Raw genomic sequence first — 12767 nt, forward strand, 5'->3', positions numbered from 1 at the left:
AAAATCCTACAATCAATGGAAAGCATCGTAGAAAGTGGCAACGGCAAGGGCGGCCATGGCGAGGAAACGAGGAAATTGCAGTACACCGGCGGCTCGTCGTACATCGTGTCACTTCCGAAAAAGTGGATACAGGAGCTTGGCCTCAAGCAGGGCGACCACGTGACGATACTGAGGCAGGGCAACTCGACCTTGCAGATTGCCCCGGCATCAAAGCGCGTCGCAAAAGAGCAGAAGGACGCCACGATCGAGGTCGCAAAGGACAACAACCCCTACTTTATCGCAAGAAAGCTCATCGCTCTCTATTTTCTCGGCTACAACGTCATAAACGTCGTCCCAAAGGACGGCAGGCTGCAGGTGGAGCAGCGCGAAGTCATCAAGAATATCGCCCGGCGCATCCTCATGGGGACGGAGATAATAGCCGACTCGGCCGCGGGCATAACGCTCCAGGTGCTCATCAACCTGCTTGACCTGTCGGTGGACGCCGCGTTCAAGCGCATGCTGTTGATTGCCAAGTCGATGTACCGCGACGTGATGATGGCGCTCCGGGAAAACAACGCCGAACTTGCGGAGGAGGTGATAAAATCAGACGACGAAGTAGACAGGTTCAGCTTCTATATAGTCAGGCAGTTGAAAATAGCAATCAAGAACGAGCACCTGCTAAAGGAGATAGGCCTTGAGGAGCCGCGCAACTGCCTCGGCTACAGGCTCGTCGCCAAGTCGGTCGAGCGCGTCGCCGACCACGCGGCAATAATCGCCAAGGACATCATAGAGATGCGCCAGCCGGCAAACAAGGACATCGTTGAGAAGATAGACGAGATGTGCAACTTTGCCCTCGAGGTGCTCGACGACGCGTGCCTGTCGATGTTCAAGCGCGACTACGAGGCCGCGGACAGGGCGATTGAAAAGGCGCGCAAAGTCGACGAGATGGAAAAGGCGATAATAAAGTCCATCTCAAAGCCCAGGGACGCAAGCGAGATGTACAGGGTAAAGCTCATCACAGAGAACGTCCGGCGCGTGTCAGAGTGTGCAAGCGACATTGCCGAGATCGTGCTCAACATGACGGTGCAGCAGACAATTCGGAAAAGTTAATTGCATCCGCATGCGTCTAGCAGGTTGGAAACAATAACAATATGTCCTACTGCGAGCTTTGCGGCAAGCACGCCGCCGAAAAAAAGATGGTGGTAGTGGACGGCACCGTTTTCAAGGTCTGCATGTCCTGCTCAAAGCACGGCAAGCCCTACACGCCCTCGCAAGTGCCGACAGCAGCAAAAAAGAAAAAAGCCGCGCCGGCCCCTACCCAGAGGCAGGCAAAGATCGGCATGGCCGACGACCTCGTGCTAGACCCCGAGTTCCCGAGGCTCATCAGGGAGGCGAGGATGAAAAAGGGCGTCACGCACGAGCAGCTGGGCATGCAGATGAACGAAAAGGCCAACCTGCTGAGGAGGTTTGAAACAGGCTCCCTCAAGCCGGACGAGCTTTTTGCAAAAAAGCTGGAGCGCCACCTTGGAATCAAATTGTATGTCAGTGCCTCGGCAGCAGCAGAAAAAGAAGAAAAGTGAAGATGCTGTTGGCTGCTGCTTACAGAAAGGCCATACTGATAACGTACCCCTATGACGAGGCGATAAGCGAGGCAGTGTCGCTTGCCGACGCCGCCGGCTACAGGGTAGAGAAAATAGTGACGCAAAAGCATATCACGAAATCGCGCTATGGCATCGGCAGGGGCAAGGCTGAGGAGGTGAAAGCGATTGCAGAAGAGATCCAGCCCGAAGTGATAGTGTTTGACGAGGTGCTCAAGCCGAGCCAGACCTACAACCTTGCAAGCGTCTGCAAAAAAGAAGTCATTGACAGAGAGCGCCTGATACTGGAGATATTTGAGCGCAGGGCAAGCACCACTGAATCAAAGACGCAGATCAAGCTGGCGCAGCTGCGCTACGACATGACTCGCGCAAGGGAGGCAGTGCGGCTTGCAAAGGCCGGCGAGCAGCCGGGATTTTACGGCCTTGGCAAGTACGAGGCCGACACGTACCTGCTGGACATAAAAAACCGCGCGCAGGCGCTCAAGAAAAAGCTGGAAAAGGAAGTGACCAAGAGGCAGCTGCACAGGAACCAGCGCGCAAAGGCTGGGCTGATGTCGGTTTCGCTTGCCGGCTACACGTCGGCGGGCAAGACCACGCTCTTTAACGCGCTCACAGGCGAAACCAAGAGCACGGCGGCAAGCGTCTTTACCACGCTTTCCACGTTTACCCGCGCAATCGACCTTGACGGCGACAAGGTGCTGTTGCTGGATACAGTGGGTTTTATCAGCAAGCTGCCGGCGTACATGATTGACGCATTCAAGTCCACCCTTGAAGAGCTGTCGTACGCAAGCCTCGTGTTTCTCGTGATTGACATCAGCGAGCCCGTCCTTGAGATAAGGCGCAAGCTGGCAAGCTCGCTTGAAGTGATAAGGGAGTTTGAGGTGCCCGAGACCAGGATCGTCTATGTGCTGAACAAGGTCGACAGGACAACGGTGGAGGATGCCTTTGACAAGGCGGGCCAGCTTGGCCTGCTTGCGTCAAGGCGCGTCCTGCCGGTGTCGGCAAAGACCGGATACAACATGGATCAGTTGAAAAGCCTGGCAAGGTCCCTGCTTTTTGAAACGGAGAGGGTGGTGCAGGATGACAATGAAAAAACAACAGGTGGCAGTGCTCAGGATAGGGCATAGGCTGGTCAGGGACGACCGCGTGACGACGCACGCGGCGCTTGTCTCCCGGGCGTTTGGAGCCGAGCGGATCTACATGACAGGCATAGACCAGTCGGTGAAGGACACTGTTAATGCTGTTGGCAAGCGCTGGGGCGGCAATTTCGAGGTGGAGATAATAGAGGACTGGAAGGGAGTCGCAAGGGCGTGGAAAAAATCAGGCGGCAAGATTGCGCACCTGACCATGTACGGCATCAACATCGACGACGCGATTGAAAAAGTGCGCAAGGAGGAAAAACTGCTGGTGATAATAGGCGCGGAAAAGGTGCCAAGGGAGGCGTACGAGCTTGCCGACTATAATATCGCCGTCGGGAACCAGCCGCATTCGGAGATAGCGGCGCTTGCGATATTCCTTGACAGGGTGTTTTCCGGCAAGCAGTTGAAAAAAGAGGTCGCCGGCGGCCAGCTGAGGATAGTGCCTTCGGAGAAGGGCAAGCAGGTGGAAAAGATTTAATCGCTCTCTGATTCCATCAGTGCCAGTGATGACACTAACCTGCGCCGATCGCCCATTCAGCGAGATGAGGAAATGCACCTCGACTGAGACATACTGAAAAAAAGTGTGTCACCCGGGTGCACATCACTTCCCTTCTTTTTGTTGCATTGCTAGTTGCTCCACAAGGCGATCCAGGTTCTGGTTCAGCCCCTCGATGGCGTACTTCTTGGCCACATCGTCGCGTTCTTCGGGCGACTTGAAGAGCATCCGCACTGTAACCTTGGTCTTGCCGCCAGCCTCCTGCTCGGCAAAGGTCACCGTCGCGCGAAATTGCGGCCCTGATACATGGGAGTAGACTATGCGCTCCGGCTTCACTATCTCGTCATAGACCATCTTGTTCTGGTAGTCGACGCCATCTGGGCCATGCATGACAAACCGCCAGACGCCGCCCGGCCGCACATCCATCTCGTAAATAGTGGTCGTAAAACCTCTTGGCCCCCACCACTGCGCCACGTGTTTTGGATCGGTCTACATGCTGAACACGAGCTCATGGGGCGCGTCGATGACTATTGTCTTTCTGATTTCTTTTGTGCTGTTTTTGCAGTAATCTGCAAGCTGGACTGTAAAGTAGGACCAGCCCTCGTTGACGTCCTTGGCCCACTTGCCCTTCAGCCCGGTGTGCACAACCGTAACCAGCGTCTTGCCGCCTGCCGCCGGCTCAAGCGTCCACGTGACCGTCGTGTCCGGAAAGTCTGGGTCGGAGGTGTTTTTCCACGACATCGAGAATTTCCTGTCCGGGATTATCTCGAGTACCTTTCCGACGACGCGGTGATCCACCGTACCGTCGGCGCGCAGGAACCGAAACTCGACTGCTCCTCCGGCCCTCGGCTCCAGCTTGACCTGGTTTGGGAACCAGTGCGTAAGGTCATTTTCGCTTGTCAGCGCCTTGAATACCGCGGCCTGCGGCGCGTTGATGACTATGCTCTTTTCTATCGTTTCGGTCACTTTCTTTTCGCCCCCTCCCTGTTCTCCACGTACTCCTTCAGGCTGTCCAGCTTGTCGTCCCAGAACGCGTCAAAGAACCGCACCATCTCGGACATCTGCGCCCTGTTGACTGAATAGAGCCTGTTCTGCCCTTCCCTGCGCTCGTTTACAAGCCCGGCGTCCCGGAGCACGCGCAGGTGCGTCGAAAGCGCGGGGAGCGTAAAGTGAAAGTGCGTCGCTATCTCGCTTGGCGTCCTTTCCTTTTCCTTCAGCATCACGAGTATCTGTCGGCGGCTGTCGTCGGCCATTGCTTTCCACGGTGATCCCATTGGCATATTCAATAATTAAATAATTATTTAAGTATTTAGCTACTGCATCATGAGGGCGACTATCGCCTTTGCCGCTTCTGAATTCCCAAACAGCAGTTCTACTGCTTTTTCCTTCTTTTTGCCGGGGTTCAGCTCGATTATGTGGAGCCGGCCGTCTACCAGGAATTCAAGGTGGAGCGACTTTCTTGCAATGCTGGCGTTTCTTATCCCAAAGCGCTTGCCCGCAAGGCTGTTTGGGCTCTCCGGGTCAAGCGCGGTCAGCCGGCCCACCGCTTCTACGAGCCTGTCCAAGAGCGCGAACATTGGCTCTGGTTTTTCCTTTTCGCCGTTGTCGCCAGCAACGACGCCCCATTTCACCTTGCTTTCAGACATGGACGCAAGGCTGTCAAACGTCTTGACGAATTCGCCAAAGACGGACTCCATCGTCACGTCGATTACGTGGTTTTTGGTCCGGACAAACTGCGACGTCACCTTCTGGTCCGTGAACTGGACACCGCGGTACTTGACATACAGCAGCGGCTGGCCGTATTTTACGACGTTTGCCTCGCAGCCTTCCATCTGCGACACCAGTTTCTGGAAATACGCTTTTGAAGAGGTGTTGCGCGCGGTGGAATTCATCTTTGACATTATCATCAGTTTTACAAGGTCGCGCACAAAGTCGTCCGCGTATTTCGGATAATCTGCAAAATCGTACCGGACCTCCTCGACGACCAAAAGCTATCTTCTGTGCATGTATGGCCGGGCATCTGCATTTAATTTTTCTTTCTTTTTGCGCGCCAGTACCGGGCCAGCTTGACTCCTCCACACCGCCCGGTAGTTAAGTAAAATAGACGTCTGGTGGCGCTTGCTTTCAACAACTTGGAGGGAGAGGGGCCGTTTGCGTTCCAGCCCAGTGCCGGCCACCTAGCGCACAGCAACATCGCGCGCTTCATGAAAAAGCACGGCATTTCCGACTACAAGGAGCTTGTAAAAAGGGCAAACGGCGACATTTCGTGGTACTGGGACGCAGTAAACGACGACCTCGGCCTTGAATGGTTCCAGAAATATGGCAGAGTCTACGATTCTTCTGCCGCCGGCGTACCGTGGACAAAGTGGTTCATCGGCGGCAGGTGCAACATTGTCGCAAACGCAATCGACAGGCACGCCAAGAAAAGCCCTGACAAGGTCGCGTACATATTTGCCGGCGAAAACAGCGCAAGAAAGGTCACGTACGGAGAGCTGGACCTCGAAGTCGGCAGGCTTGCGTCAGCTCTTCTGGACGCGGGCGTGAAAAAGGGTGACGTGGTGGGCATCTACCTTCCCATGATACCCGAGGCGTTCTTTGCTATTTTTGCCTGCTCCAAGATTGGCGCCGTGCACGCGACCGTGTTTTCCGGGTTTTCGGCGCCGGCGCTGCGCTCCCGCCTTGTCGATTCCGGCGCCCGGCTCTTGATAACAGCAGACAGCGCAAAGAGGCGCGGCAAGGACATTGACCTGAAGGCGCAGTGGTCGCAGGCAATAGAGGGCACGAAAGTCGGAAAGGTAGTCACGGTCGGCGGCAAAAGCGGAGGAGGCAACAGTATTGTCAATTACAGCGATTTTGTAAAAGGCAAGAAAAAACAGGCAAAAACCGAGGCAATGGACTCTGAAGATCCGCTCTTCATACTCTACACTTCCGGCACCACCGGCCAGCCCAAGGGCACGCTGCAGGTGCACGGCGGCTTTATGGCAGTCGCCGCCCAGCAGGCCGCTTACCTCATCGACATGAAGCCTGACGACGTCCTGTTCTGGTACGCCGACATTGGCTGGATAACGGGGCAGGTGTGGGTTGTGTACGGGAGCCCGATTGTGGGCGCCACGGCGCTCGTGTACGAAGAGGCACTCGACTATCCCGCGCCTGATACATGGTGCAGGCTTGTACAGGATCATAAAGTAAGCATCTTTGGCGCGGCGCCGACTGCCATACGGCTGTTCATGAAGAGCAACGTCAATACCGGCAGCTACGACCTTTCATCGCTCCGCATGCTTGCGTGCACGGGCGAGCCGATAAACCGGGAGGCGTGGGACTGGTATTTTGAAAAGGTGGGCAGGAAAAAGTGCCCCGTCATCAACCTCTCTGGCGGGACGGAGATAGGGGGCGCCATACTGAGCGCGCTCCCGGTGATGCCGCTGCGCCCTTGCACAGTCGGCTGCCCGATACCGGGATTTGACGCCGGAGTGCTTGACGAAAGCGGCAGGCCGGCAGGCGAAGGCCTGCTCGTGATAAAAAAGCCGTGGCCCTCGATGAGCAGGGGGATACTGAATGACCCTGCAAGGTTCATCGAGACATACTTCTCGAAATACGGAAAAAACGTCTGGTACCACGGCGACATCGTGCTTGTCGACGACGACGGGCTGTGGTACATGCGCGGGAGGGCCGACGACGTCATCAAGGTGGCCGGCCACAGGATCGGGACCGCGGAGGTGGAAGCCGCCGCGGCGTCGCACCCGGCGGTGGCAGAGGCGGTGGCAGTCGGCCGGCCCGACGACCTCAAGGGCGAGGTTATCGTGGTCTGCGCAGTGATAAGGGACGGCCACCACCAACCTGACGAGGGTCTAAAGTCCGAGATAGCAAAAAAGGTGGAAGAGTCGATAGGCAGGTTCGCAAGGCCCGAAGAGGTGAGGCTCGTGCCAGAGCTTCCAAAGACGAGGACAGGCAAGCTGGTGAGGCGCCTCGTGAGGGCAAAGGTGGCCGGCGAGAGCATGTCAGGGCAGGACGTCTCCACCGTGGAAAACCCCCACTGCCTCGACCTAATCTAGCAACCTTTATTCTACTGACTTTTGCTAGCAGGGGTCGTATAGACATATGCAGGAAGAGACCAGAAGAAAGTTCGAGCTTGCAGGAAGCAAGGCGCATTATGCCCCGTCGCTTGTTTTCACAATAAGCCACATGAGGCTGGAAATAGAACCTGACCTCAAGGCGCATGCCATTTCGTGCAGGCAAGAGCTCGAGATTGCCGCCGTCCAGGACGCAGATGAAATCGAGCTGGACGCTGCCGAGCTTGAGGTAAAGTCAGTCATGTTTGGCGGCAAAAAGGTCCCCTCCTTCCGAAGCATGGACGACAGGCTTGTCATAAAACTGCCCAAACCCCTCAAGGAAGGCGAGCGGGCGCAAATCTCGATCTCATATTCTGCAAAGCCTAGGAAGGGCTTTTACTTTGTCGCGCCCGACAGGCACTACCCGGACAAGCGGGTGGAAGCATGGACGCAGGGCGAGACGGTCGAGGCAAAATACTGGTTTCCCTGCATCGACCACCCGCAGGTGAAGTTCTCAAGCGAGACCATCGTGACGGTGCCGGAAGACTTTATGGCAATCTCTAACGGCCGGCTTGCGAAAACCGAAAAGAGCAAAAAGTGGAAGTACCACTGGGTCGAGAGCAACCCCCACCCGGCGTACCTCACGTCTGTGGTGGTAGGCAAGTACGTCGAGATAAACGAGGGCAGCCTCTACTACTACGTCCCGACGGAGCTGGCGCATGACGCCAAGCGCTCGTTTGATAGGACGGGCGACATGGTGCAGTTCTTTGAGGAATACCTCGGCGCGAAATACCCGTACGAGAAATACTCGCAGGTGTGCGTGCAGGATTTCGTATACGGAGGCATGGAAAATTCCAGCTGCACTACGCTGACGCAGGACACTCTGCACGACAAAAAGGCCCACGTCGACTTTACAAGCGACCACCTCGTGTCTCACGAGCTTGCGCACCAGTGGTTTGGCGACCTTGTCACCTGCAGGGACTGGCAGCACGTATGGCTCAACGAGGGGTTTGCGACCTACTGCGAGGCCCTGTACTGGGAGGCAAGCAGGGGCACCGACGAGTTCCATTACTACGTGATGCAGACGGCAGACGACTATTTCGACGAGGCGGCCAGCCGCTACGTGCGGCCCATCGTCACAAAGACGTACAAGCACCCTGACGACCTCTTTGACAGGCACACGTACGAAAAGGGCGGGTGCGTGCTCCACATGCTCCGCAATTTCGTCGGCGACAAGTACTTCAGGCGCTCGCTAAAGACATACCTGCACAGGTTTGCCAACAGCACCGCGGAAACCGACGACCTGCGCAAGGTCTTCGAGCTAGAGACGGGCAAGAGCCTGCAGCAGTTCTTTGACCAGTGGGTATTCCGCGAGGGCCACCCAGACCTGAAAATAGAATTTTCACAGGACAAGAAAACTGCCAAGGTAAGGGTGCAGCAGGCGCAGCAGCAAGAGCCGTTCTCCTTTGCACTTGAGGTCAAGCTGGCGTTTGCAAGGGGAGGCATCAAGATGTACACCTTCGACATCGCAGACAAGGAGAGCACGTTCCAGATCCCGGTAGAAAGGGAAGTCGAGTGGTTCTCTGTCGACCCCGAGTTCAAGATACTGAAAACAATATCAATCAAGGCGCCAAGGGAGATGCTGGCAAGGCAGTTGCACGAAGGCCAGACCGTGGTCGAGAGGGTCGAGGCTGCGCGCGCGCTCAAGGAGCATTCCGCAGACGCCGCAGTCGACGCGCTGTACAGGGCGGTGATGAACGACAGGTTCTGGGGAGTGGCGGCAGAGGCGGCCAAGAGCCTGGGCGCAATAAGGACAGACCACGCGTACAGGGCGCTTGAAAAGTGCCTGAAGGTGAGCCACCCAAAGGCAAGGCGCGCCGTGGTAAAGGCGCTTGGCGAGTTCAAGCGCCACGAGACGATTGCGATGCTAAAGCCGTACCTGCACGAGGAGAGCTATTTCGTAGAGTCAGAGGCCTTGACTGCCATTGGCAGGACAAAGAGCAGCGACGCCGTTCCGATCCTGAAAAAAGCCGTTGAAACGACTTCGTTCCAGAACATCGTGGCGCAGGGCGCGATTTCCGGCCTCAAGGAATTCCCGGATGACAGGGACATCGCAAGCCTGCTTGTTGAAAAGAGCAGGCCGGGCAACCACCACCGCGTGAGAGAAGCCGCCACGTTTGCGCTTGCCAAGTTTGTCGACAGCGGCAGCAGCAATAATAATGCAGTCGTGGATCAGCTCAGGCTCTTGCTGGCGGACAGCTGGTTCCGCGTCAGGATAAACGCTTGCAGGGCTTTTGCCGACGCCGAGTATGTCAAGGCGATACCAGACCTGACAAGGGTGTCCGAGACCGACCTTGACCACAGGGTAAGGCGCGTGGCAGAAGAGTGCATCAACATGATAAAGGACGCGGCAAAGAAGCCAAAGGAGGTTGCGCAGATGCGCGACGAGCTTGACAGGATGAAGGCAAAGAGCCTGGAGATGATGCAGAGGATGGACAGGCTGGAGCGGGGCGGCAGCAGCTAGCTATCATCATCTTCTTCTTCCTTTACAAAATCTGCGACAAGCCTGTTAAAGACCTGCGGCCTGTCGGCGTGCGGGCGGTGGCCACAGTTCTCCAGGAGCACGACGCGGGCGTTCCTCATTTTCACAAACGGCTCGACGTATCTTGCGGGGATCATGATGTCGTCCTTGCCCCACAGCACAAGGGTCGGCGCCCTGACCTTTGACAGCCGGGCTTTGTTGAGGCGCGGGGCCCTTGCGCTCCCTGCAAGGGCAGACAGGAACGCCTCCTTTGCCCCGGGCATGGCAAACTTGTCGTAGGCGGCCCTGGCGTACGCGTCATCCACGGGCTTGTTGTCGACCGCGTAAAGCGCCTTTTTCACCTCCTCCACCGACTTGGCCTTGAGCACCTTGACGTAGCGCCAGAGCGCCGGCGACCCCTTGAATGATTTTGGAAGCGCCCCGGACGGGCTTGTCAGGATCAATTTTGAAACGATCTCCGGGTGCGCGATTGCAAGCTCGCAGGCAACGTGGCCGCCAAGCGACGAGCCGGCGACTGCAAGTGGCGCAATGCCGAGCGCCCTTGCAAATTTTGCTACAAAATCAACATAGAACTTTATCGTGTAGCTCATTTTCGGCTTGTCGCTAAATCCAAAGCCGGGCAGGTCAAGCGCTATCACGCGCAGCTCCTCTTTCTTTGCAAGCTCGCCGATGTTGTTTGCCCAGCTCTCTATTGCCCCGCCAAGGCCGTGCATCAAGAGCAGGGGCTTGCTGCCGCCGCTGCTGCCAGCATCGACGTAGCGTACGTGCAGCCCGCCGACCTCCAGGAATTTAAAATCCATTGCCATCATGCCTGCAAGCGTCACTGCGTAAATTCCTTGCTGTACAGCAAAAATAGTTCCGAGTCTTCTTCCTTCTTGAAGCTCTTGAGCATTGACGTGATGCTCTTGCTGTCGTGGCATACCACGTGCATGCGCTCATACCTGCCGCTGCCGTAGATGTTGGCCGCAAATGTAAGGAGGTCCTGCAACGACTTTCTCGACGCCGAGTCGAGGTATACGATCTGCAGGACGTCTGTCCTCTTCCAGTAGCCCTTGGCATTGATTATGACGACGCCATCGATGTCGTCGTCGCCCGTCACGGCGACGCTCTTTTCCCTGATGAGTCCTCGCAGCGCCTTTCTGTCAAGCGGGTACCAGTGCCATGCCCTGACGTACTTGCCGGCAGACAGGCAGTAGATCCGCGATTTCTGCAGGTACGCCCAGATCCTGTCAAGGTCTGCAAGGGTGGCGGGCCTTGCCTCCGTCTTTTGCTGCGCAAACTTTTGGTCTGTGCTGTAATAGACCCACCTAGAGACTGCCGCAAAGCCGTTTTTCTCCATCATGCGCTGCGACGGCACGTTCTCGCTCGAGACTATGGCAGATGCCTGCCTTGCCCCGCGCCTGCCTGCATAGGCAAGCATCCTGTCCAAGAGCTCCGTGGCAATCCTGGACCTCCTGTACTCGGGGCGCACCCTGACCCCCTCAAGCCACGCTGACCTGCCTCCCGGGCAGACTGCGACGTGCGACACGCCTATTTTCCTGCCTTCTTTGTCTTCGACTACAAACAGCCTCCCGTTCTTGTCCGAAAACCAATAGTCCCACACCTGGTCGATATAGTCGCCCCAGCTGAACGTGTTGGTGCAAAAGCCAAGGATCTCCTCCTTGTCAGAGCTTTTTGCCCGCCGTATCTTTATCGTCATGCTGCAGCCTGTTCCATCTCCTGGACCATCGTCGCGACAAACTGCTTTACCTGCGCTATCCAGTCCAGCGCAAGGGCAAGCGTCCCGGTTTCGTGAAAGATCGTCACCACGTACGAGCTTTCCTTGAACTGGCTCACGCGGATGTCGCTCCACGATTCTTGCGACAGCTCGCTTCCTGTTTTTGTCACTATCTGCAGCGCGTCCATCGGGTTCTTGTGGGCGACGTACCTGCCGGCAAGCGACGGCACGTTTTCAATGCTTGACAGTTTTGAAAGGACGCGCTGCCCGCTGCCGTCTACTATGGCATGCGAAACGACGCGCACTGCGTAAATGTCGTTTTCAATGTCGATGTGCAGGTGCTCCTGCAGCTGCGATGTGGCAAAGCGCAGGCACGCAAGCGTCTCTGCGTCCGGCTCCTTCAGAGTGTTTGGGTAGCTCATAACCTGCAGGATGCGGAACGGCAGCACGTTTGACTGCACCGGCGCAATCCGGAACCCCTCGCGGTAGAAGGACATCGTCCCCTGCATCGGGTGCGTGCCGTAGTCGTCCGCGACTGGCCTGGCTTCAAAGCCCTGCACGCCTGAAAACATTGTCCCCAAGAGCTCGCTGTCAAGTGCCGGCCTGCGGAAATACAGTTGCACATTGAACTGGGTGATGTGGATGTGCATCGCAATCTGTTGCCGCTACTCTGCTATTTACTGCTACTGACTGCCTTGGCCGACGACTCTGGATCCTGCGGGATGATGGTGAGCCACGGGCCCATTTTTTCAGGGTCCAGCTTGACAAGCTCTACCCCTGCGTCGCGCAGGAGCTGCGTCCCGTCCTCTGGATAATCTGCGATTACCACTATCCTCTTGATGCCGACGCTTATCGCCATCTTGCTGCATTCAATGCAGGGTGCAAAAGTGGAATACAGGGTTGCGCCCCGGGTGCTGCCGGCGTTTCCAAACATGGCGCACTGCATTATCGCGTTTGCCTCTGCGTGCGTGCACAGGCACCGGTCGAGGCTCTCGCCGGACTTGACCTCGCCCCTGATCCTGGCAAGGCACCTCGGGCACCCGCCCTCAAAGCAGTTCTTTATCCCCGGCGGGGTGCCGTTGTAGCCGGTCGCTATCTGCCTGTTCTCCTTGACAATGACTGCGCCGATGTGGCGCGTCAGGCAGTTTGAGCGGAGCTTGGCTATCTCGGCCTGCAGCATGAAATAGGTGTCCCAGTCGGGCCTTTGCATCAGGCTGCTAGTTGGCAGGATTACTATAAAAGCTGTT

The 12767-nt window shown here is 56.7% G+C and carries 12 protein-coding genes and 1 pseudogene; 6 read left to right on the top strand and 7 right to left on the bottom strand.

The window, feature by feature from the left end; genetic code table 11:
• Window positions 1–15 precede the first annotated feature (15 nt).
• From NVIE_RS08885 to NVIE_RS08900, 4 genes are read left to right on the top strand one after another with little or no spacing between them, the layout of a single operon-like run.
• Window positions 16–1089 carry a phosphate uptake regulator PhoU gene (locus NVIE_RS08885; protein ID WP_075054941.1) on the top strand — a complete coding sequence of 358 codons (1074 nt, stop codon included), beginning with the start codon at window positions 16–18 and terminating at the stop codon, window positions 1087–1089.
• 41 nt (window positions 1090–1130) lie between these two features.
• Window positions 1131–1559, top strand: a complete 429-nt coding sequence (locus tag NVIE_RS08890; protein WP_075054942.1) for a multiprotein bridging factor aMBF1 — start codon at window positions 1131–1133, stop codon at window positions 1557–1559.
• Between the two features lie 2 nt (window positions 1560–1561).
• On the top strand, window positions 1562–2704 hold the full coding sequence (hflX, locus tag NVIE_RS08895; protein ID WP_084790901.1) for a GTPase HflX: 1143 nt from the start codon (window positions 1562–1564) through the stop codon (window positions 2702–2704).
• Window positions 2664–3194 (top strand): tRNA (cytidine(56)-2'-O)-methyltransferase, encoded by a 531-nt coding sequence (locus tag NVIE_RS08900; RefSeq protein WP_075054943.1) that lies wholly within the window; start codon window positions 2664–2666, stop codon window positions 3192–3194. Before hflX ends, NVIE_RS08900 begins: the two co-directional genes overlap by 41 nt.
• Window positions 3195–3317: 123 nt before the next feature.
• Here NVIE_RS08900 and NVIE_RS16295 read toward each other — a convergent pair.
• From NVIE_RS16295 to NVIE_RS08920, 3 genes and pseudogenes are all read right to left on the bottom strand, one after another.
• A pseudogene (locus NVIE_RS16295) lies at window positions 3318–4178 on the bottom strand (SRPBCC domain-containing protein).
• Window positions 4175–4465: a metalloregulator ArsR/SmtB family transcription factor gene (locus tag NVIE_RS08915; RefSeq protein WP_158435159.1), complete on the bottom strand. Its 291-nt coding sequence runs from the start codon at window positions 4463–4465 to the stop codon at window positions 4175–4177. The pseudogene NVIE_RS16295 and the gene NVIE_RS08915 overlap by 4 nt, the downstream one beginning before the upstream one ends.
• Window positions 4466–4525: 60 nt before the next feature.
• Complete coding sequence (locus NVIE_RS08920) at window positions 4526–5200, bottom strand: hypothetical protein (protein WP_075054945.1); 675 nt, start codon at window positions 5198–5200, stop codon at window positions 4526–4528.
• Between the two features lie 123 nt (window positions 5201–5323).
• Between NVIE_RS08920 and NVIE_RS08925 the strand changes: the two genes are divergently transcribed.
• Both NVIE_RS08925 and NVIE_RS08930 read left to right on the top strand, forming a co-directional pair.
• Window positions 5324–7264 carry an AMP-binding protein gene (locus NVIE_RS08925; protein ID WP_227717312.1) on the top strand — a complete coding sequence of 647 codons (1941 nt, stop codon included), beginning with the start codon at window positions 5324–5326 and terminating at the stop codon, window positions 7262–7264.
• A gap of 46 nt (window positions 7265–7310) precedes the next feature.
• Window positions 7311–9785, top strand: coding sequence for a M1 family aminopeptidase (locus NVIE_RS08930; protein WP_075054946.1), 2475 nt, complete (start codon window positions 7311–7313; stop codon window positions 9783–9785).
• On the opposite strand, the gene NVIE_RS08935 is transcribed toward NVIE_RS08930, so the two are convergent.
• From NVIE_RS08935 to NVIE_RS08950, 4 genes are read right to left on the bottom strand one after another with little or no spacing between them, the layout of a single operon-like run.
• Window positions 9782–10603 carry an alpha/beta fold hydrolase gene (locus tag NVIE_RS08935; protein ID WP_158435160.1) on the bottom strand — a complete coding sequence of 274 codons (822 nt, stop codon included), beginning with the start codon at window positions 10601–10603 and terminating at the stop codon, window positions 9782–9784. The genes NVIE_RS08930 and NVIE_RS08935 overlap by 4 nt on opposite strands.
• A 20-nt stretch (window positions 10604–10623) precedes the next feature.
• Window positions 10624–11502 (bottom strand): GNAT family N-acetyltransferase, encoded by an 879-nt coding sequence (locus NVIE_RS08940; RefSeq protein ID WP_075054948.1) that lies wholly within the window; start codon window positions 11500–11502, stop codon window positions 10624–10626.
• Window positions 11499–12170, bottom strand: a complete 672-nt coding sequence (locus NVIE_RS08945; RefSeq protein WP_075054949.1) for a hypothetical protein — start codon at window positions 12168–12170, stop codon at window positions 11499–11501. Before NVIE_RS08945 ends, NVIE_RS08940 begins: the two co-directional genes overlap by 4 nt.
• 23 nt (window positions 12171–12193) lie before the next feature.
• Entirely contained in the window at window positions 12194–12730 is a 537-nt protein-coding gene (locus NVIE_RS08950; protein ID WP_075054950.1) for a deoxycytidylate deaminase, read from the bottom strand.
• Window positions 12731–12767: the final 37 nt, after the last annotated feature.

Origin of the sequence: Nitrososphaera viennensis EN76 (genome assembly GCF_000698785.1) — an archaeon.
GTDB classification, from domain to species: Archaea; Thermoproteota; Nitrososphaeria; order Nitrososphaerales; family Nitrososphaeraceae; genus Nitrososphaera; species Nitrososphaera viennensis.